At 70.9% G+C, this 19,949-nt stretch carries 18 protein-coding genes; 13 read left to right on the forward strand and 5 right to left on the reverse strand.

The window, feature by feature from the left end; translation table 11 throughout:
* Positions 1-30 precede the first annotated feature (30 nt).
* Positions 31-1,053: a heat-inducible transcriptional repressor HrcA gene (gene hrcA, locus BJ998_RS09460; protein ID WP_184860353.1), complete on the reverse strand. Its 1,023-nt coding sequence runs from the start codon at positions 1,051-1,053 to the stop codon at positions 31-33.
* 139 nt (positions 1,054-1,192) lie between these two features.
* Between hrcA and BJ998_RS09465 the strand changes: the two genes are divergently transcribed.
* On the forward strand, positions 1,193-1,489 hold the full coding sequence (locus BJ998_RS09465; protein ID WP_184860354.1) for a hypothetical protein: 297 nt from the start codon (positions 1,193-1,195) through the stop codon (positions 1,487-1,489).
* Complete coding sequence (locus BJ998_RS47315; RefSeq protein WP_184860355.1) at positions 1,486-1,824, forward strand: type II toxin-antitoxin system PemK/MazF family toxin; 339 nt, start codon at positions 1,486-1,488, stop codon at positions 1,822-1,824. The genes BJ998_RS09465 and BJ998_RS47315 overlap by 4 nt, the downstream gene beginning before the upstream one ends.
* A gap of 11 nt (positions 1,825-1,835) precedes the next feature.
* On the opposite strand, the gene hemW is transcribed toward BJ998_RS47315, so the two are convergent.
* Positions 1,836-3,053 carry a radical SAM family heme chaperone HemW gene (gene hemW / locus BJ998_RS09475; protein ID WP_184860357.1) on the reverse strand — a complete coding sequence of 406 codons (1,218 nt, stop codon included), beginning with the start codon at positions 3,051-3,053 and terminating at the stop codon, positions 1,836-1,838.
* A 157-nt stretch (positions 3,054-3,210) separates the two neighbouring features.
* On the opposite strand from hemW, the gene BJ998_RS49110 reads away from it, so the two are divergent.
* From BJ998_RS49110 to BJ998_RS09525, 11 genes are all read left to right on the forward strand, one after another.
* Positions 3,211-3,300, forward strand: coding sequence for a putative leader peptide (locus BJ998_RS49110; protein ID WP_312890013.1), 90 nt, complete (start codon positions 3,211-3,213; stop codon positions 3,298-3,300).
* Between the two features lie 114 nt (positions 3,301-3,414).
* Positions 3,415-5,097 carry a nitrite/sulfite reductase gene (locus BJ998_RS09480; RefSeq protein WP_184860359.1) on the forward strand — a complete coding sequence of 561 codons (1,683 nt, stop codon included), beginning with the start codon at positions 3,415-3,417 and terminating at the stop codon, positions 5,095-5,097.
* Positions 5,094-5,240: an Insertion element protein gene (locus BJ998_RS09485; RefSeq protein WP_184860361.1), complete on the forward strand. Its 147-nt coding sequence runs from the start codon at positions 5,094-5,096 to the stop codon at positions 5,238-5,240. Before BJ998_RS09480 ends, BJ998_RS09485 begins: the two co-directional genes overlap by 4 nt.
* Positions 5,237-5,923, forward strand: coding sequence for a phosphoadenylyl-sulfate reductase (locus BJ998_RS09490; RefSeq protein WP_184860363.1), 687 nt, complete (start codon positions 5,237-5,239; stop codon positions 5,921-5,923). Before BJ998_RS09485 ends, BJ998_RS09490 begins: the two co-directional genes overlap by 4 nt.
* Positions 5,916-6,824, forward strand: a complete 909-nt coding sequence (cysD, locus tag BJ998_RS09495; protein WP_184860365.1) for a sulfate adenylyltransferase subunit CysD — start codon at positions 5,916-5,918, stop codon at positions 6,822-6,824. Before BJ998_RS09490 ends, cysD begins: the two co-directional genes overlap by 8 nt.
* On the forward strand, positions 6,824-8,152 hold the full coding sequence (locus tag BJ998_RS09500; protein WP_184860367.1) for a sulfate adenylyltransferase subunit 1: 1,329 nt from the start codon (positions 6,824-6,826) through the stop codon (positions 8,150-8,152). Before cysD ends, BJ998_RS09500 begins: the two co-directional genes overlap by 1 nt.
* Positions 8,153-8,165: 13 nt before the next feature.
* The gene (locus tag BJ998_RS09505; protein ID WP_184860369.1) at positions 8,166-9,239 is read left to right on the forward strand and encodes an ABC transporter substrate-binding protein; all 1,074 of its coding nucleotides are present in this window, start codon (positions 8,166-8,168) and stop codon (positions 9,237-9,239) included.
* A gap of 27 nt (positions 9,240-9,266) precedes the next feature.
* Positions 9,267-10,052 (forward strand): ABC transporter ATP-binding protein, encoded by a 786-nt coding sequence (locus BJ998_RS09510; RefSeq protein ID WP_184860371.1) that lies wholly within the window; start codon positions 9,267-9,269, stop codon positions 10,050-10,052.
* A complete protein-coding gene (locus BJ998_RS09515; RefSeq protein WP_184860373.1) occupies positions 10,039-10,917 on the forward strand; it encodes an ABC transporter permease in 879 nt (292 codons plus the stop codon). Before BJ998_RS09510 ends, BJ998_RS09515 begins: the two co-directional genes overlap by 14 nt.
* 2 nt (positions 10,918-10,919) lie before the next feature.
* Entirely contained in the window at positions 10,920-11,654 is a 735-nt protein-coding gene (locus BJ998_RS09520; RefSeq protein WP_184860375.1) for a sirohydrochlorin chelatase, read from the forward strand.
* Between the two features lie 160 nt (positions 11,655-11,814).
* Positions 11,815-12,438: a cyclase gene (locus BJ998_RS09525; RefSeq protein ID WP_312890014.1), complete on the forward strand. Its 624-nt coding sequence runs from the start codon at positions 11,815-11,817 to the stop codon at positions 12,436-12,438.
* Positions 12,439-12,514: 76 nt separating this feature from the next.
* Here BJ998_RS09525 and BJ998_RS09530 read toward each other — a convergent pair whose 3' ends face one another.
* From BJ998_RS09530 to BJ998_RS09540, 3 genes are all read right to left on the reverse strand, one after another.
* The gene (locus BJ998_RS09530; protein ID WP_184860377.1) at positions 12,515-15,574 is read right to left on the reverse strand and encodes a S53 family peptidase; all 3,060 of its coding nucleotides are present in this window, start codon (positions 15,572-15,574) and stop codon (positions 12,515-12,517) included.
* Positions 15,575-15,812: 238 nt separating this feature from the next.
* On the reverse strand, positions 15,813-16,187 hold the full coding sequence (locus BJ998_RS09535) for a DUF6086 family protein (protein ID WP_184860379.1): 375 nt from the start codon (positions 16,185-16,187) through the stop codon (positions 15,813-15,815).
* Positions 16,187-19,816, reverse strand: a complete 3,630-nt coding sequence (locus tag BJ998_RS09540) for an ALF repeat-containing protein (RefSeq protein ID WP_184860381.1) — start codon at positions 19,814-19,816, stop codon at positions 16,187-16,189. The genes BJ998_RS09535 and BJ998_RS09540 overlap by 1 nt, the downstream gene beginning before the upstream one ends.
* Between the last annotated feature and the right edge of the window lie 133 nt (positions 19,817-19,949).

The following is a 19,949-nucleotide window of genomic DNA, read 5'->3' on the forward strand; positions in this document are numbered from 1 at the left end:
CCGCGCGGACCCGGCCCGTTAGCTGTCGGGCTAGCGCCCGGTCAGGATGTCGCCCACGTAGTTGGCCACCGCGTGCACGGCCGCCATGGCGCCCGGGTAGTCCATCCTCGTCGGCCCCACAACGCCCATACCCCCGAGCAATGTTCCCTTACCGCCGTAGCCGATCGAGACCACGGAGGTGCTGCGCAGGTCCTCGGCCTCGTTCTCGCCGCCGATGCGGACCGTCACCGTGCCCGGGTCGCTGACCGCCGCCAGCAGGCGCAACACCACCACCTGCTCCTCCAGGGCCTCCAGCACCTGGCGCAGCGAGCCCGGGAAGTCCGCCACGTTACGCGTCAGGTTCGCCGTGCCGCCCAGCAGCAGGCGCTCCTCCGGGTGTTCCACCAGTGTCTCCACCAACACCGTCGACACCCGCAGCATCGCGTTGCGCAGCTCAGCCGGCACCTGCGCCGGCAGCTCCGCCACCCGGGCCGAGGCCTCCGTCAGCCGCTGGCCGCCCATCGCCGCGTTCAGCAGGGCCCGGATCTGCGCCGTGCCCTCGTCGTCGATCACGTCGCCCAGGTCCACCATGCGCTGGTCCACCCGGCCCGCGTCGGTGATCAGCACCAGCATCAGGCGGGCCGGTGTGAGCTGCACGACCTCCAGGTGCCGGACCGTCGAGCGGGTCAGCGTCGGGTACTGGATCACCGCCACCTGGCGGGTCAGCTGGGCCAGCAGCCGGACGCTGCGCCTGAGCACGTCGTCCAGATCGACCGCGCCCTCCAGGAAGCTCTGGATCGCCCGGCGCTCCGCCGTCGACAGCGGCTTCACCTCGCTGATCCGGTCCACGAACAGCCGGTACCCCTTGTCCGTGGGCACCCGGCCCGCGCTCGTGTGCGGCTGCGTGATGTAGCCGTCCTCCTCCAGCGCCGCCATGTCGTTGCGCACCGTCGCGCTCGACACACCCAGGTTGTGCCGCTCGACCAGCGCCTTCGACCCCACCGGCTCCTGATTGGAGACGTAGTCCGCGACGATCGCACGCAACACCTCGAAGCGGCGCTCATCAGCGTTCACGCGGCGTCACCTCCGGGCCTGTCGACAAGTGCTCACGACAAGTTTACGGAGCGGGGTGGGCTCAGGGGTCACCTGTCGCCGACTTCGCAGCTCACATAGTACGTCATGCGTGCAGCAGAATGTGCGGCATAATCATGCCATGTCAACTGCGGCACGACGGGAGAGCATCCCGCTCACCGACGACGACCTCGCCGTTCTGGAACGCCTGCTGCAGAGCTCCAGCCTGGAGCGGCGGGCACTCGAGCAGCTGTCCGACGAGGTCGGGGACTCGAAGGCGGCGGTGCTGCACGCGTTGCTGGTCGTCGGCATCGACGCCGTACGGGAACGGGCGCGCGAGGACGGCTACCGCGAGCTGCTGGCGTCGCGGGACGCCGATGACGAGGCGGAGATCCGCACCGCACGGCGCCGGCAGATGGCCGACTGGGGTGACGAGTGACCCGCACCCACGGCGGCGTCTCGCGCATCGTCCGGGGCCGCGTGTACGGGGCGGAGCTCGGCGACCTGCCGGAGAAGTACTACCTCGCGGTGTCCAACAACCAGCGCAACCACGTGCTGGACAGCTTCCTCGCCGTGCGGCTCACCACATCGCCGAAGCCGACGCTGGACACGATCGTCGAGTTGGAAGCGGCGGATGCGCCGTGGACAGGGCGGATCCTGTGCGACGACCTCGTGACGGTTTATCGGGATGAGGTGACGCGCGACATGGGGGCACTCCGGCAGGCCACGATGCTCCAGGTCAACCAGGCCCTCCGCAACGCGCTGGCGCTGTGACCAAATCGGGGTTACGGCAGCAGGCGGTGGACTACGGCGTCGGCGAGCAGGCGGCCGCGGGGGGTGAGGACGCAGCGGCCGGCGGACAGGGCGGCGGGGTCGAGGAGGCCGTCGGCGGCGCAAGTGGAAGCGGCGGCCAGGCCGGCGGGGTCAAGGGCCTCGACGGGGAGGCCGGAGGAGAGGCGGAGTTCCAACAGGACCCGTTCGACGCGGCGGTCCTCGGAAGTCAGGGTCTCCCGGCCGGCGGCGGGTGAGCGGCCGGCGGCCAGCTCGGCGGCGTACTTGGCGGGGTGTTTGACGTTCCACCACCGAACGCCGCCGACGTGGCTGTGGGCCCCGGGACCGGCGCCCCACCAGTCGCCGCCCTGCCAGTAGATGATGTTGTGCCGGCACTGGGCTTCGACCGACGACGCCCAGTTGGAGACCTCGTACCAACGCAGCCCGGCGGACTCCAGGGCGGCGTCGACCATCTCGTAGTACGAAGCGAGCACGTCGTCGTCGGGGGCGGGGAGCTCGCCACGGGTGACCCGCCGGGCCAGCGCCGTGCCGTCCTCGACGATCAACGCGTAGGCGGACACGTGGTCGACCCCGGCGGACAGGACGGCGTCCAGAGACGCCTGGAGGTCGGCGGGCCGCTCCCCCGGCGTGCCGTAGATGAGATCCAGGTTCACGTGGGAGAAGCCGGCGGCGAAGGCCTCGCGGGCGGCGGCGACGGGACGGCCGGAGGTGTGCTTGCGGTCGAGCACGGCCAGCACGTGCGGGGCGGCGGACTGCATGCCGAGGGACACGCGGGTGTAACCGGCGTCACGGATCGCGGCGAAGAACTCGGGAGAGGTGGATTCCGGGTTGGACTCCGTCGTCACCTCGGCACCCGAAGACAACCCGAAGGACGCACGGACGGCGTCGAGAACGGACGCGAGACCGTCGGCGCCGAGCAGCGAAGGGGTGCCACCGCCGACGAAGACGGTGTCGGCTGAGGGAGCGGCGCCCAGGACGGCGGCGGCGAGGTCCAACTCCCGGCGCAGGCCGTCCAGCCAGCTCTGGGGTGAGGCGGAAGACCCGAGCTCTCCCGGCGTGTAGGTGTTGAAGTCACAGTAGCCGCAGCGCACCGCGCAGAACGGGACATGCACGTACACGCCGAACGGACGGCTGCCGAGTCCACGCAGGGCGGACGACGGCAGCGCCCCGTCGGCGGGGGCGGGATCGGCTACGGGAAGAGCTGAGGGCACACCCCCAGTCTCCCCGACGACGCAGCGCGATCACCGCGTCACCTGCGGTCATATGTCGGAACCCGCTGTATAGCACCTCACCAGGGGCTTCGTGAACCACGTCCCACCATCCGGTTGGCGGTGGACCACACCGTGGACGCGTGGCACGCTAGGAAACATGTCTGCGCTGGAACTTCGCCTGGTGGTCCGCCGCCACGTCGACTTCCAGCGTGTCTCCAGCGCGATGTGCGGGCTTTCCGTCAGGTAGCCCGTAGCCGTTCGCACGATCTCGCCGGCGCGGGTCACGCCGGCGAAGCGTCCCCCACCACACCAGGGACTTCGTTGCGCGTGCCCAGCGCCCCGAACCCCGGAGGACGCCAGCATGGTCCCCCCAGCAGCACCCCCGAAGCGCGGTCACGCACGCCGGGGCGAGGGGCAGTGGGCCCTTGGCTACCGCGAGCCGCTCAACCCGAACGAGCGCAGCAAGAAGGACGACAACCCGCTGAACGTCCGGGCGCGGATCGAGAACATCTACGCGCACGGCGGCTTCGACTCCATCGACCCCGCCGACCTGCGGGGCCGGTTCCGCTGGTACGGCCTGTACACGCAGCGCAAGCCGGGCATCGACGGCGGCCGCACGGCCGTGCTCGAGCCGGAGGAGCTGGACGACCGCTACTTCATGATGCGGGTCCGGGTCGACGGCGGCGCGCTCACCACCGAGCAGCTGCGGGTGATCGGCGAGATCAGCGAGCTGTACGCGCGGGACACCGCGGACATCACCGACCGGCAGAACATCCAGCTGCACTGGGTCCGCATCGAGGACGTACCCACCATCTGGCAGAAGCTGGAGGCGGTGGGCCTGTCCACCACGGAGGCGTGCGGCGACTGCCCGCGCGTGATCCTGGGCTCCCCGGTCGCCGGCATCCACCGTGACGAGATCATCGACGGCAGCTGGGCGGTGGACGAGATCTACCGCCGCTACATCGGCGACCCGGCCTTCTCCAACCTGCCCCGCAAGTTCAAGACGGCCATCTCGGGCATGCAGGACATCGTGCACGAGATCAACGACGTCGCGTTCGTCGGCGTCGACCACCCCGAGCACGGGCCGGGCTTCGACGTGTGGGTCGGCGGCGGCCTGTCCACCAACCCGATGCTGGCCAAGCGCCTGGGCGCCTGGGTTCCCCTCGACGAGGTGCCCGAGGTCTGGGCGGGCATCGTGAGCATCTTCCGCGACTACGGCTACCGCCGGCTGCGCCACCGCGCCCGCATCAAGTTCCTGGTGGCGGACTGGGGCCCGGAGCGGTTCCGCGAGGTGCTGGAGACCGAGTACCTGAAGCGGCCGCTGGTCGACGGCCCGGCGCCGGTGGCGCAGGCCGCGCCGGACGACCACGTCGGCGTGCACGAGCAGAAGGACGGCAGGTTCTTCGTCGGCGGCGCCCCGATCGCCGGCCGTGTTTCCGGCTCGACGCTGGTGGAGGTGGCCAAGGCCGCCGAGCGCGCCGGCTCGGGCCGGGTTCGCCTGACGCCGCTGCAGAAGCTGCTGGTGCTGGACGTTCCCGCGGCCGAGGTGGAGTCGCTGACCACGGACCTGGAGAAGCAGGGCCTGCAGGTCAACCCGTCGCCGTGGCGGCGGTCCACACTGGCCTGCACCGGCATCGAGTTCTGCAAGCTGGCGATCGTCGAGACGAAGCGCCGCGCGGCCGACCTGATCGCGGCGCTGGAGGACCGGCTGGCCGACCTGAACGCGCAGCTGGAGACGCCGGTGACGGTGCACATCAACGGCTGCCCCAACTCCTGCGCCCGGATCCAGACCGCGGACATCGGCCTGAAGGGCCAGATCGTCACGGACGCGGACGGCAACCAGGGCGAGGGCTACCAGGTGCACCTGGGCGGCGGCCTCGGCCTCGACTCCGGTTTCGGCCGGAAGCTGCGCGGCCACAAGGTTTCCGCGGCCGAGCTGAACGACTACGTGGAGCGGGTGGTGCGCCGCTTCGTCGAGCAGCGCGCCGACGGCGAGCGGTTCGCCCAGTGGGCGGCCCGCGCCGAGGAGGCGGATCTGCGATGAGTGAGCGGGCTGTGCCGTTCTACTGCCCGTACTGCGGGGACGAGGACCTGCGTCCCGAGGAGGAGCCGCACGCGGCGTGGCGCTGCGCCTCGTGCTGCCGGGTGTTCACCGTGAAGTTCGTCGGACTGGTGGTGACGAAGTGAGCGCGGATCTGAGGGAGTTCGCCGAGAAGGCGTCGGCGGAGCTGGCCGACGCGACCGCGGCCGAGGCGCTGGCCTGGACGGCGGCGAACTTCGGCGAGTCGTGGATCGTCGCGTCCAACATGCAGGACGCGGTGCTGATCGACCTGGCGGCGCAGGTGAAGCCGGACGTGGACGTGCTGTTCCTGGAGACCGGCTACCACTTCCCGGAGACCATCGGCACCCGGGACGCGGTCGCCACCGTCTACCCGAAGCTGAACATCGTCAACGCCCAGGCCGAGCAGTCCGTCGCCGACCAGGAGGCGGAGTTCGGGCTGCTCAACCAGACCGCGCCGGACCGCTGCTGCTTCCTGCGCAAGGTGGTGCCGCTGCGGCAGACCCTGGCGCGCTATGACGCCTGGGTGACCGGCGTGCGCCGGGTGGACGCGCCGACCCGGGCCAACACCCCGATCGTGCAGTGGGACGAGCGCAACGGGCTGGTCAAGGTCAACCCGATCGCGCCGTGGAGCGACGACGAGTTCAACGCCTACATCGCCGATCACGGCATTCTGGAGAACCCGTTGGTGAGCGAGGGATATCTGTCCATCGGCTGCGCCCCGTGCACGGCCAAGCCGCTGCCGGGCGCGGATCCGCGCAGCGGCCGCTGGGCCGGCCGGTCGAAGACGGAGTGTGGTCTGCATGGCTGAAACCCTGGCCATCGCCGACAACCTGGACGCCCTGGAGTCCGAGGCGATCCACATCTTCCGTGAGGTGGCGGGCGAGTTCGACCGGCCGGTGATCCTGTTCTCCGGCGGCAAGGACTCGACGCTGCTGCTACACCTGGCGATCAAGGCGTTCTGGCCGGCGCCGGTGCCGTTCGCGCTGCTGCACGTGGACACCGGCCACAACTTCCCGGAGGTCATCGAGTTCCGGGACAAGGTCGTGGCCGAGCACGGGCTGCGGCTTGAGGTCGCGGCCGTGCAGGAGTGGATCGACGACGGCCGGCTCCAGGAGCGCCCGGACGGCACCCGCAACCCGCTGCAGACGGTGCCGCTGCTGGACTCCATCACCGCGCACAAGTTCGACGCGGTGTTCGGCGGCGGCCGCCGCGACGAGGAGCGGGCCCGGGCCAAGGAGCGCATCTTCAGCCTGCGCAACGCCTTCGGCCAGTGGGAGCCGCGCCGGCAGCGGCCGGAGCTGTGGAACCTGTACAACGGCCGGCACCGTCCGGGCGAGCACGTGCGGGTGTTCCCGCTGTCCAACTGGACCGAGCTGGACGTCTGGCACTACATCGAGCGCGAGAACATCGAGCTCCCGCAGATCTACTACGCCCACGAGCGCGAGGTGTACCTGCGCGACGGCATGTGGCTCGCCGAGGGTCCGTGGGGTGGCCCTCGGGACGGGGAGACGTTGGTGCGCAAGACGGTTCGGTACCGCACCGTGGGCGACGGCTCGTGCACCGGGGCCGTGGAGTCCACCGCCGCCACCATTGCCGACGTCATCGCGGAGGTCGCCGCGTCGCGGCTGACCGAGCGCGGCGCGACCCGCGCCGACGACCGGATGTCCGAGGCCGCCATGGAGGACCGGAAGCGGGAGGGCTACTTCTAATGAGCCAGTTGCTGAGGTTGGCCACCGCGGGGAGCGTCGACGACGGAAAGTCCACTCTGGTCGGTCGACTGCTGTACGACACCAAGTCGGTGCTGGCCGACACACTGGACGCGGTGCACCGGGCGTCCGCCGACCGCGGACTGTCCACTCCGGACCTGTCGCTGCTGGTGGACGGACTGCGCTCGGAGCGGGAGCAGGGCATCACCATCGACGTGGCCTACCGGTACTTCGCCACGCCGAAGCGGTCCTTCGTGCTCGCCGACACGCCTGGGCACGTCCAGTACACCCGCAACACCGTCACCGGCGCGTCCACCGCGCAGCTGGGCGTGCTGTTGGTCGACGCCCGCAACGGCGTGGTGGAGCAGACCCGCCGGCACGCGGCCGTGCTGGCGCTGCTCGGCGTGCCGCAGCTGGTGCTGGCGGTGAACAAGATCGACCTGGTCGGCTACGACGAGCAGACGTATCGCCGTATCGCCAAGGAGTTCACCGCGCACGCCACCGAGCTGGGCTACCCCGAGTCGAACGTGGTGACCATCCCGGTGTCGGCGCTGGTCGGCGACAACGTGGTGGACCGCAGCGACCAGACGCCGTGGTACGACGGCCCGACCCTGTTGGAGCACCTGGAGAACGTGCCGGTGCACGCGGACGCCGAGGACGCTCCGTTCCGGTTCCCGGTGCAGTACGTGATCCGCCCGCGCACCGCCGAGTTCCCGGACTACCGCGGCTACGCCGGCCAGATCGCCGCCGGCAAGGTCAGCGTCGGCGACGAGGTCGTGGTGCTGCCCTCGGGCATCTCCACCACGGTCACCGGGATCGACTCGCCGCACGGACCGAAACAGTCGGCGGAGTCCGGCGAGTCCGTGACGTTGTTGCTGGCCGACGATGTGGACATCTCGCGCGGCGACCTGATCGCCGCCGCGTCGGCGCCGCCGCGGCTGTCCGACGAGTTCGACGCGACGCTGTGCTGGCTCGGCGACAAGCCGCTGCGACCCGGCGCGCGGGTGCTGGTCAAGCACGGCGCGCGCACGGTGCAGGCGCTGGTGACCGAGCTGCGGTCCCGTTTCGACGAGCAGACACTGTCCAGCGTGGACGGACCAGAGTCATTGTCACTGAACGATATCGGTCGTGTCGTGGTGCGTAGCGCGGAGCAGCTGCCGATCGATGACTATGCGGACAGCCGCCGCACCGGGGCGTTCCTGGTGATCGACCCCGCCGACGGCAGCACGCTCGCCGGTGGACTCGTCGGCGCGCCGCTGTCCCAGTTGGACCAGCCCGAACTGACCGAGGCCGATCCGGCCGCCCAGGACCTCGTCTCCCCCGGCCCCTGAAAGAGGCAACCCCATGCAGCGCAGAGCCCTCGCCCTGATCGCCGGAATCTCCGCGTTAGCTCTCGTCTCCGCCTGCTCGCGGGCCGGCGGCAGCGACACCCCCGCGCCGGCCGCCGCCGACCAGGGGCCGGCCACCGAGGTGCACCTCGGCTACTTCCCCAACGTCACGCACGCGGCCGCGCTGATCGGTCTGGAGAAGGGCTTCTTCGCCAAGGAACTGGGCGCCACCAAGCTGTCCACGCAGCAGTACAACGCCGGGCCGGACGAGGTCGGCGCGCTGCTGGGCAAGTCGCTGGACGCCGCGTTCATCGGCTCCGGCCCGGCCATCAACGCCTTCGCCAAGTCCGAGGGGCAGGGCGTGCGGCTGGTCGCCGGGGCCACCTCCGGCGGCGCGCAGCTGGTCGTCCGCAACGGCATCAACTCGGCGGCCGACCTCAAGGGCAAGACGATCGCCACCCCGCAGCTGGCCAACACGCAGGACATCGCGCTGAAGAAGTGGCTGGCCGCCAACGATCTCAAGGCCGGCGACGGGCCGACCGACGTGAAGGTGACCAACGCCGACAACGCCACCACCCTCGACCTGTTCAAGAAGGGCAGCATCGACGCGGCCTGGGCTCCCGCGCCGTGGTCGTCCCGGCTGGTCATCGAGGGCGGCGCCAAGGTGCTGCTCGACGAGCGCTCGCAGTGGCCGGACGGCAAGTTCCCGACCACGGTGCTGATCGTGCGCACCGAGTTCCTGCAGCAGCACCCGGCCACCGTGCAGGCGTTGATCAAGGGTGAGCTGGACGCGGTCGACTGGGCGTCGTCGAACAAGGCCGACGCCGAGGCCGCGGTCAACGCCCAGCTGAAGAAGCTGACCGGCAAGGCGTTGGCGCAGAACGTGATCGACGACTCGTGGGGCCAGATCTCGCTCACCACCGACCCGCTGGCGGCGCGGTTCCCGCAGCTGGCCAAGGACCAGGTGACCGCGGGCGTGGCCAAGTCGGCGCCCGAAGTGAAGGGTTTCGCCGACCTCACGCTGCTGAACAAGGTGTTGCAGGCGGCGGGCAAGCCGGCGGCCGACGCCGCCGGACTCGACCAGAAGTGACCCGGACCGACTAAGGCAGGCGAGGACATGACCGCGACGCTGGAGACCTCCGCCATGACCACTGCCGTGCGACTGACCGGCGTGCACAAGAGCTTCGGCGCCGGCCGGTCGGCCGTCTCCGCGCTGGAGGGGGTGGACCTGTCGGTCGCGCCGGGCGAGTTCGTGTGCCTGCTCGGCGCGTCCGGCTGCGGCAAGACGACGCTGCTCAACCTGGTCGCCGGCCTGGACCGGCCGACGGCGGGCGACATCACGCTGAGCACCTCCCGGCCGGCGGTGATGTTCCAGGAGGCCGCGCTGATGCCGTGGCTGACGGCGTCCCGCAACGTGGAGCTGGCGCTGCGGTTCGGCGGCATGCGGCGGGCGGCGCGCCGGGAGCGCGCCGGCGAGCTGCTGGAGTTGGTGCGGCTGGCCGGTCTCGGCGACAAGCGGCCGCACGAGCTGTCCGGCGGCATGCGGCAGCGGGTGGCGTTGGCTCGCGCGCTGGCGTCCGCGGTGCAGGGCTCGCAGGACGGTTCGCCGGCGCTGCTGCTGATGGACGAGCCGTTCTCCGCGCTGGACGCGATCACCCGGGACGTGCTGCAGGGCGAGTTGCTGCGGGTGTGGCGGGCCACCAACACCGCCGTGCTGTTCGTGACGCACGACGTGCGTGAGGCGGTCCGGCTGGGGCAGCGTGTGGTGCTGCTGTCCTCGCGGCCCGGCCGGGTGGTGCGCGAGTGGCAGGTGGACGGACTGACCGCCGCCGCGGAGGCGACCGCCGTCGACGAGATCAACACGAGCCTGCGCGAGGTGATCAGCAGCCATGCCGCAGCCTGACGTCGTCGACGAGTCCGTCGCGGCGGTCGAGGCGGGCCTGGACGCGCTGGACACGCCGAGCGAGCGGCACCGGTGGAGCTGGCGGCGGGCGGTGTCGGTCGTGGCCCCGCCCGTCATCGCCGTCGTGCTGCTGCTCGTGGTGTGGCAGGCGCTGTGGGCCGCCGCCTTCTGGCCCGAGTACCAGCTGCCCGCGCCGGCCGCGGTGTGGCAGGTCATCGTCGAGAACCTGCAGTCCGGGCAGGCGTTCGAGGTGCTGTGGAACTCCGTGCACCGCGCGGTCCTCGGCTTCGCCGCCGGCGTGCTGATCGGCACGCCGCTCGGCCTGGTCGTGGCCAAGGTGCGGGTCGTGCGGGCGGCGATCGGGCCGCTGCTGTCGGGCCTGCAGAGCCTGCCGTCGGTGGCGTGGGTGCCGGCCGCGGTGCTGTGGTTCGGCGTGACGCCGTCGACGGTGTACTTCGTGGTGCTGATGGGTTCCGTGCCGTCGATCGCCAACGGCCTGGTGGCCGGCATCGACCAGATCCCGCCGATCCTGCCGCGCGTGGGCACCGTGCTGGGCGCGTCCCGGCTGGCCTCGGCCCGGCACATCCTGCTGCCGGCCGCGCTGCCGGGCTACCTGGCCGGCCTGAAGCAGGGCTGGGCCTTCTCCTGGCGGTCGCTGATGGCGGCGGAGATCATCGCCGTGTCGCCGCAGCTGGGCAAGGGGCTCGGCGCGTTCCTGGAGGACGGCCGCAACCTCAGCGACATGCCGACCGTGATCGCCGCCATCTTCCTGATCCTGCTCGTGGGCATCGGCATCGAACTGCTGGTGTTCCGGCCGCTGGAGCGCTCGGTGCTGCGAGCGCGTGGACTGAGCGGAGCCTTCTGACCGTGACACCGCTGATCGCCGTCGCCCACGGCAGCCGCGACCCCCGTTCGGCCGCGACCGTGCACGAGTTGCTGGACGTGGTGCGGGCGCTGCGGCCCGGCCTGGACGTGCGGGCGGCGTTCCTCGACCTCTCCGCGCCGCGGCTGGGCGACGTGCTGTCCGCGGTGGCGTGGGACGGTCACCGGGAGGCGGTCGTGGTGCCGCTGCTGCTCGGAAGTGCTTACCACGCAAAGGTTGACGTGCCGGCAGCCGCGCGGCACCCGCGGCTGTCCATTCGCATCGCGGACGTGCTCGGCCCGGATCCGCGGCTGGAGTCGGCCGCGCTGCGCCGATTGGCCGCCGCCGGTGTACGCCATGACGACCCGGAGGTCGGCATCGTTCTGGCCGCGGCGGGATCATCCCACGCGCCGGCGAATGCGTTGGTGCACAAGGTCGCGCGGCGCTGGGCCCGCGGCTCCGGCTGGGCCGGCGTGACGGCCGCTTTCGCCGCGGCGGCCGAACCCGGTGTGGCTACGGCGATCTCGCGCCTGCGGGAGGCCGGCGCGAAGCGGATCGCGCTCGGATCCTGGTTCCTGGCCCCGGGTCTACTACCCGACCGGGTCATCGCTCAGGCCCGATCGGCCGCGCCTGATGTGACGATCGCTCAGCCTCTCGGCGCCGACATCGATGTGGCGGAACTGGTGCTGCACCGCTATTCGGCGGCAGCGATGGGCGCGGTCGGCGTACGCTCAGCCTGAGCGTTGTTCGGCGCCGCCAACGCCGATATCGTGACTTGTCTTCTGCGACAACGGGTTTCGCTGTGAACGGTTAACCCTTGTCGGCCTGTTACCCGCGAGTAACGCTGTGAGCGCGAACACGTTTACGTTGTCCCTGCGACCACAGCGAGGTGGCTCCCCCGTGATCAAGACCAGCTCACGCCTGCTGGCCGGTGCGGCCCTGGCGATCGTGCCACTGCTGGGGCTGGCCGGTGTAGCCTCGGCCGACACCCAGTCTGTGAACTACTCCTGCCAGGGCAAGGCGGCCGGGCAGACGACCAACACGAGCCTGTCCCAGAACGTCGACTCCACCGCGCCCGCGACGGTGGCGCCCGGCGGCTCGCTGTCCATCACGCTCGCCCCCCAGGTCAACACCGTGCCGACCTCGGCCGGCGCGTTCACCGTCAAGTCCGTCAAGAACCTGACGCTGGCCGTGCCGATCCCGGCGAACGCGACCCTGGTGTCGTTCAGCCTGTCCGGCGGCTCCGGCATCGGCACCGCGTCCGCCGCCCAGGTGGGCAACAACATCGTCACCTCGGTGACCGGCCCCATCGCCGGCGGCGCGCAGTTCCAACTGCCGGCGCTGACGCTCAACCTGACCGCCGGTGACTCCGGCGCCATCACCACCACGCTGGCCGGCACCAGCTACACCGACGCCGGCCTGAAGTTCACCACCACCGTGTCGGTCTTCGGCTTCCCCGTCGACGCGCCGACCGCGTGCTACCCGAACCCGGCCCCGACGCTGACCAGCACCACGATCGGCTGACGGAGTCCGAAAAACGCGTGTGCCCGGCCATCGTGCGGAGGCCGGGCACACGCTTTTTCAGTTTTTCAGTTGTGTGTCAGGCGAAGTAGCCGAACAGGTCGACCACCACGTCCACCGAACCCTGGAAGTTGTACAGGTTGATCGCGCCGCCGTTGGTCGGCACGACCACGGAGTTCGGAATCGTCAGACCCGGAGTGAAGTTCAGGTTCGACGAGGACGGCCGCTGCATGCTCGACCCGTAGACCGTGATGAAGCTGCTGGCCGTCGGGTTCGTCGCCGTCACGTTCAGCGCCAGCGCGCCGGCCGTGCCCAGCGGGCCGTTGTTGCCCGCCGCGCCGTTGACGTTCTGGATCGCCACCTGCGTCACGGCGCCCGGACCGATCGGCACGCCGTTGTTGTTGATCAGGCCGGCGCCCGTGCGGCTGTCGGCCAGCCGGGCCGGGGCCGTCGGGTGGAAGTGCAGGCCGTCACCGCTGTTGGTGTAGTAGCCGAACACGTCCGCGATCACGTCGACACTGCCGTAGTGGTTGAGGAAGGCCACCGAGCCGTCCGTGCCCACCGGGACCGTCACCAGGTTGGCGATGGTCTGGCCCGGCGAGTAGTTCAGGTTCGACGACTGCGGCGCGGCCGTGCCGCCCGGGTAGACCGTCAGGAAGCTGCCCGCGTTCGGGTTGGTCGCCGTCACGTTCAGCACGACCGCCGTGACACCCGAGGCCGGGATGCCGGCCGCGCCCTCGATCGGCAGCGTGCGGGTCTGGCCCTCGCCGATCGCGCCGCCGTTGTCCCGGGTGTCCATCAGCCGGGCCGGGCCCGCCGCCTTGTACAGGCTCGCGCCGTCCGTCGAGTAGTAGCCGAACACGTCCGCCACCACGTCCACGTTGCCCGAGAGGTTGTAGAAGTCGACGATGCCGTTGTCACCGACCCGCACCGTCACCAGGTTCGGGACCGTCACACCCGCCGTGTAGTTCAGGTTCGACGAGATCGGCCGCGGCTGCCCGTCCGGGTACACCGTCAGGAAGCTGCTGGCCGACGGGTTCGTCACCGTCACGTTCAGCACCACCGCGGTCGCACCCGTCGCCGGCACGCCACCCAGGCCCGCCACCTTCAGCTGGCGAGTGCCGTTCGAGTGCAGCGTCGTGCCGTCCGTGCGGGTGTCCATCAGCCGCGCCGGCGCCACCGGGGTGTACGCGCTACCCGCCGGCCCCGCCTTCGCGTTGCAGACCGCCTCGACGACCTGCGGCGCACGCGGCGTACCAAGGCCGGTGGTCAGGTCATAACCCACGCCCGCGTTGTACAGCCCGGACGTGTTGCCGGACACGGACATGAAGTTGTTGCCGGTGGTGACGTCACGGAAAGTGCCCTGCGGCGCGGCGTACAGCGCCGGGTTCGCGAATCCGACCGGACCCGTCGCGGCGCAGGCGTGGCTGCTGTTGGCCAGCGCGATGATCGCGGCCCACACCGGGGTGGCACCGCTCGTGCCGCCCACCAGCCACCAGTCGGTCTCGGGCTGGGTCTGGCCCGGCGGCGTGAACTCACCGAACGAAACGAGATACCTCGTGTCGGCCGAAGCCAACGCGGCCACGTCCGGAACCTGCCGGCACGTCGAACCGTCGGTCCTGGCGCAGCTGTAGCCGGGGCCACTGACGTTGGCCTGGTAGTTGCCCGCACCCGAAAGGGACTGCACGGCCGAGACACCGCCACCAGTGGCACCGTTGCCCGTGTTCCACACGGTCTCGACGCCGTTGGTGCCGAACATCCGCGTGCCGCCGACGGCGGTCACATAAGGCTGACCCGCCGGGTCGTCAACGCTGAGCACACTGCCGTTGGTCGAGCCGGTGCCGTGGTAGCAGTCGCTGGAACCCGTGTCGCCCGCGGCCGCGAGCACCGTCTGTCCCTGGGCGGCCGCCTGCTGGAAGATCGCCTTCTCGGCGGTGATCCGGCCCGGGTCGAACGCCTGCACGTTGTACTCGCAGGTGCCCCAACTGGTGGAGATCACCTGCGCAGTGTCGTCGTTCACCATCCGCTGGTAGACGGCGGTCGCGTCGGCGCTAGTGGCGTCCTGCCAGTCCGGCCCCTGGTAGACGTTGACCGTGGCGCCCGGTGCGATGCCGTTCACGTACTCGATGTCCAGCGCCGACTCGAGGCCGGTCTGGTCGTCGTCGGTGTGCACGACCGGCCGTGTCGGCGGCTTCTGCGGGTTGACAACGATCTTGTTCACGTTGGCGTGCGCGTTCATGCACCGCTGGAAGTCGACGATGTCCTGCCAGTCGAAGTCCTCGAGTTCGAAGAGCGCGACCGTCACGCCGTTTCCGTTGTCGCCGTACTGCGTGTACAGCTGCGCGGTGTTGTAGCCGTAGGACTGGGACAGCGAGCCGGGCTGCCAGAACGTTTGAGTGTCAGTCCAGCCTGCGCCTGCAGCGGCCTGAGCGACATCCTGACAGAGGCCCGGGGTGACGGTGTTGGGCCGTGTCGCACTGGGATTCGCCGCCGCGTGGGCCGGCCCCTGCGGCTTGGTGTGGCTGGGCGCGACCTTGACCAGGTTGTTCAGGCCCAGCACGCCCGTCACCGAGGACGCGACCGACGCCGGCAGCTTCGGCGCCGACGTGTTGGCGAACGTGGTCCGGCCGTCCGACAGCTTGTAGCCGGCGAAGTCCACGCCCAGCGCCGAGTGAACCTCAGCCGCCGTCGCGGTGACCGGGATGCTCAGGCCGTCCGGCGTGGCCGGACCCGGGTTCAGGCCCGCGTCCTTCAGCGCCTTGGTGACGGCGTCGATGGTCTGCTTGGTCGCGCCGAAGACGCCCCCGAACTGCCCCTTGCCGAGGTAGTGCTTGTACTGCGGGGACTTCGGGTCCGAGACCTGCTGGACGAAGGCGTCCAGCGCGGCCTGGTCGCGCGGGGCCAGAGCCACCGAGAGGTTGAGCTTGGCGTCGGATGCGGGCGCCGCCGCCGCGACCGCACCGTGCGGGATGGCCGGCACCTTGCCGACGGCCTGCGGGACCAGGCCCGCCTGAGTGGTCTGCGCCGACGCCAGCGGCGTCGCGACGACCGTGAGACTGACTGCCGCGATGGTCGCCGCCTGTAGCCGGCGACGCCACGGTGACCCGGCAGAGGATCTGCCGGCGTCTGTGTCTGACATGCATTCCTCCCTGGAACACGCTGTACGTGAACCCCGACCAAGGAGGAGGACGCGTGGGGGCGTGTACCCCCGTGACTCCCCCTTGACGGCGAGACAGTACCAGCGCGTGACCTCCATGCGGACTGAAATCCTAGGCTTCACTTCTTGCCCCTGCCGCTCGCGCGCGCAGCGGCTGGGGCGGCGCATGCGCCGCCCCAGCGCAGCGATCATCCACTGGCGGGACCAGTGGACAACGTCCTCAGCGAACCAGCGTCCGGGCCAACTCCCGGCCGACCGCGATCAACTCGGCCTGGTCCGAGTTGGCGGCCTCGATGTCGCCACCCGCCCGGAACAACATGCCCAGGCTGATCTCGAGGAAACCGCGAGTCAGGCGGAGGTACTGCGTGTGCCCGACGACCGAGCTGTCGAGGACCACCCGGAGCCAGCCGGCCAGACCCGCCGGGTCGATCCAGTAGTCGTCACTGGTCCAGACGCTCAGCCAGGTGTCCAGCGCGGGAAACTCCGGGTTCTCGGCCTCGATCAGCCGGGCGACGCCGAGGTAAGTGCGCCCGACACCGCTGGCCGGGTTCCACAGGTTGTCCGGCGCATCCCGGAGCTGGAAGCTGACACTCATTACTTGAACTCCAACAGGACTGTGACATCAGGGTGTGCCGCGCGGAAGGCGTCGATCGCGGTCTCGATGGCCGTACGCAGCTCGGGTTGCACGCCCGGCGTCTCCATCCGCAGACCGATCGGGCAGTTCTTGTACTCGTCCGGCACAGGGCTGCCATCCTTCAGATAGCCGTTGGCACGACCGTAAAGATACGCCTCGAGCTTGTCCGTGACCTGCTTCTTCGTCCAAGCGCCAGGATCCCCGATGTCACCGGGGATCTTCGGGTTCCCGGCCGAGACCGCGGTCTTGTCCTCCCACAGGATGCCGTTCTCGATGTGGTCGAAATCGGTGATGGGGTCACGACCGCTGCCCGGCTTGGTAAAGACCTCGACCTTCGTCCGACCTTCGAGTGCCCCCTTGTTCTTGGCCAGCTTCGACACGTCGTCGGCCGCGCCCTCGATCCCGGACATGGCCATGCTCAGGCCGTTCAGGATCGCCGCGATGCCACCAGCGATGGCCCCGCCACCGGCGAAGACGCACACGAGCAGGCCACCGAGACCGCCCACCGCAGCCCCGGCCAGCGTCCCGGGACCGGTCTCGATGGTGGCGGTACCGCCGATCGCCATGCCGGTCGTGACGTCCGCGCCGCAGGCGGCGAGGCCGCCGGCGATCATGCCCACGCCGGACAGCGCGAGCCCGAGGCCGCCACCGACCTCGATCAGGTGCTGCATCAGCGCCAACAGCTCGCCGGCGTGGTCGCGGATGTAGTCCGCGGTGGCGTGCGCCATCGTGTCCATCATGCTGAGCAGCTGGTTGAGGGTGTCGACCAGCGGCTGTAGCTCGGGATGGTTGGCGACGGCGGCGGCCGCCTGGTCGCGCAGCTTCTGCAGTGTGCCCTGCATCGAGGTCACGGCCTGCTGGGCGGCGTTGGTGTCCCGTTTCTGGTACGCGATGTTCCATGCGTCGTTGGCGGCGGCGGCCGCGTCGGCAGCGGCCTTGCCGGCGGCCAAGGCGTCGGCGGCCGCCTGCTGGGCGGAGGCCTGGGCCTGGGCCGCGAACTCGTTGGCCTGAGCGGCGGACTGCGCCGCGGCGGCCGCAGAGTTGCGGGCGGCATTGGCGCTGCCCTGTGCGGCGGCTGCGGCGTCGCGGGCCTGCTGAGCGGACACGGCCGCGTCGTTGGCCGACGCCTGCGCCGCGTCAGCGGACTTTTTCGCGTCTGCCGCGGCATTACCTGCGGCCGTGGCGGACTGCGCGGCCTGGTCGGCCCAGTAGTGGGCCTGGTCGTCGGCCTGGTGCGCCTGCGCCGCGGCCTCGTGCGCCTCCGCCGCGTTGACCTTGGCGTTGGCCGCCGCCTGCGCGGCGTCGGCCAGGTAACCGTTGATCTGCGCGACGTGCTGGGCGGCGTCGGCGTCGCGCAGCTGCGCCTGGTACTGACCGACCTTGAGGAACTGCTGCACGTACGACCACGGCCCGGACAGCGCGGCATTGGCCGCCGCCTTCACCTCAGGTCCGCCGTTGTTCAGGACCACCTGCACCGCAGCGCGGTCATCGTCCTCGGCAGCCTTGAGCCGGCCGGTCGCCAGGAACTGCGCGACATCGTCCGGTGTCCCGGACAGCGCCCGGTTCGCGGCCGACTGCGTGATCGGGCCGCCGGTGTTGAGAATCTTCTGCACGGCGATCCGGTCATCGTCGGCCTTGCCCGGATACGCCCGCGTCACCAGGAACTGCTTGACCTGGTCGTACGTGCCGGACTCGACGGCACGGGCGGCGTCTCGCTGCGCCGGCACCAACGAGGCACCGGCCTCGATCGACAGGCTGAACCGGTCGTCCCGCTCGATCGCGGCGGCCAGACCCGTCTGCACGAACGTCGTCAGGTCGGCGGAGCTGCCGCCCAGAGCGTTGATGGCCGCCACCCGGACCTGCGGACCGGCGTTGTGCCACAGGCGATCAGCGGCCCGGCGGCCGTCACTGGCGGCCACGTCCGGCGCGGTCGCCGGGTTGCGGGCCTCGGTCAGCAGCGCCTGGGTCTGCTGGTCGACCTGCTCGGGCGTGCCGACCTGCCACGACGTCGTGGCCACCTTGTCGCGCTCGTCCTGCAGGGCGTCGGCGGCGTCGCGCATGCCCTGCGACTGCTGCTCGGCGAGCCGCTCGGCGTCGGCCCGGCGGGCCAGGTCGGCGGTGCTCTTCGCCTGGTCGGCGGCGTTCTGCGCGTCGGTCGCCGCGTTGTCCGCCTCCTGCGCGGCTGCGTCGGCCCGCGCCGTTGCCCCGTCGGCCTCACCGGCGTGCTTGGCTGCGTCGTCGGCTGCCGCCGCGGCGGCGTCGGCATGCGCGGCGGCGTCGAGCGCCGCCTGCCGTGCCTGTGCCGCATCGTTGGCAGCCTCGTTGGCCAGCGCCGTCGCTGAGCCGGCGGCCCGCTTGGCTTCGTCGGCGTTGCGCTGCGCACGATCGGCCGCAGCGGCCGCCGCGTCGGAACTCGCGCCGGCCTGACTGGCGTAGTTTCCCGCGTCACGCGATGCCGAGGCTGCGGCAGCGGCATCGCTCGCCGCCTGTGCCGCCGCCTGCGCGGCCGTAGCGACCTGCTTCGACGCGTCGATGGCGTGCTGGATGGCGTCCGCGACGGAGCGTGCGCCGGCCGCCGCGTCACGGGCCGCCTTGGCGGCGTTGCTGGCGGTTTCGGCCGTGGCCTTACCGGTGGCGACATTCGCCGCGGCGGTGCGGGCGTTGGCCGCGGCCTGCCCGGCCATCGACGCCGCCCACGCGGCCTGGCTGGCCGCGTTGGACGCCTCACGCGCGGCATTGGTCGCCGCCTGCGCGGAGCTGATCGCGGTCTGGGCGGCCTGTGCGGCGCGCTTGGCCGCGCTGGCAGCGCGTGACGCGGCGTCGGCCGCCTGTGCCGCGGATTTGTTCGCCTGCTGAGCTTGCGAGGCGGCTTCCTGAGCGGATGCCTTGGCGGCCGCGGCCGCGGCGATGGCCTGCGCGGCGGCGTCCTTCGCGGCCTGGGACGCGGTCGCCGACCGGGCCTGCGCGCTCTGCGTCAGCGCGACGAGCTGAGCGATGGTCGCGGTTTCCTCGTCACGCTGTTGCGCGACCTGGAAGCCGTTGCGCAGGAACTGCCGGACGTCCTCGATGGACGAGGACAGCGCCTGGTTGCCGGCCAGTTTGACGTTCGGGCCGCCGTTGTTGACCAGCAGCTGCACCGAGATCCGGTCGTCGTTGTCCTGCGCCTGCTGCCACCCCGTGCCGAGGTACGCCAGCTGGTCGTCGATCGTGCCGTTGAGCGCGGCGTTGGCCGTCTGCTTCACCACCGGGCCGGTGGCGGCGGACAGCAGTCGGGTGATCTGGATCCGCACGTCGTCGTTCCACGGCTGCCGCCAGCCGGTGGTGAGGAACGCTCGCACGTCGGCGATGCTGCCGCTGAGCGCGGTGTTGGCCGCGGCCTGCGTGGCCGGACCGCCGCTGTTCAGCATGCGCTGCACGGTGACCCGGTCCTGGGTCTCCTGCATGATCACCAGCTGACTGGTCAGGAAGGTGTGCACGTCGGCGTCGGTGCCGCACAGCGCGGCCTCGGCAGCGCTCGCGACGATCGAGTCGCCTCCGGTGACCAGCTTGATCAGCTGCTGGCGCTCGCTTGTCGACGGCGTGTCTGCCACGGCCGTGGGAACGGTCGCTGTGCCGATCATCACCGCGACAGCGACCGTTGTGGCGGTTGCGGATAACAGTCGTCTCATGCTGCTCGTTTCCTCCGATGCAACGCGGCTGAAGTCAAGGCGTGGCAACGGATCG

This window comes from Kutzneria kofuensis (genome assembly GCF_014203355.1).
Lineage (GTDB): Bacteria > Actinomycetota > Actinomycetes > Mycobacteriales > Pseudonocardiaceae > Kutzneria > Kutzneria kofuensis.

Coding starts and splice junctions, on each gene's coding strand:
- BJ998_RS09465 (WP_184860354.1), top strand. CDS start 1,193: ATGTCAACTGCGGCACGACGGGAGAGCATCCCGCTCACCGACGACGAC.
- BJ998_RS49110 (WP_312890013.1), top strand. CDS start 3,211: ATGTCTGCGCTGGAACTTCGCCTGGTGGTCCGCCGCCACGTCGACTTC.
- BJ998_RS09480 (WP_184860359.1), top strand. CDS start 3,415: ATGGTCCCCCCAGCAGCACCCCCGAAGCGCGGTCACGCACGCCGGGGC.
- BJ998_RS09485 (WP_184860361.1), top strand. CDS start 5,094: ATGAGTGAGCGGGCTGTGCCGTTCTACTGCCCGTACTGCGGGGACGAG.
- cysD (WP_184860365.1), top strand. CDS start 5,916: ATGGCTGAAACCCTGGCCATCGCCGACAACCTGGACGCCCTGGAGTCC.
- BJ998_RS09500 (WP_184860367.1), top strand. CDS start 6,824: ATGAGCCAGTTGCTGAGGTTGGCCACCGCGGGGAGCGTCGACGACGGA.
- BJ998_RS09505 (WP_184860369.1), top strand. CDS start 8,166: ATGCAGCGCAGAGCCCTCGCCCTGATCGCCGGAATCTCCGCGTTAGCT.
- BJ998_RS09510 (WP_184860371.1), top strand. CDS start 9,267: ATGACCGCGACGCTGGAGACCTCCGCCATGACCACTGCCGTGCGACTG.
- BJ998_RS09515 (WP_184860373.1), top strand. CDS start 10,039: ATGCCGCAGCCTGACGTCGTCGACGAGTCCGTCGCGGCGGTCGAGGCG.
- BJ998_RS09530 (WP_184860377.1), bottom strand. CDS start 15,574: ATGTCAGACACAGACGCCGGCAGATCCTCTGCCGGGTCACCGTGGCGT.
- BJ998_RS09535 (WP_184860379.1), bottom strand. CDS start 16,187: ATGAGTGTCAGCTTCCAGCTCCGGGATGCGCCGGACAACCTGTGGAAC.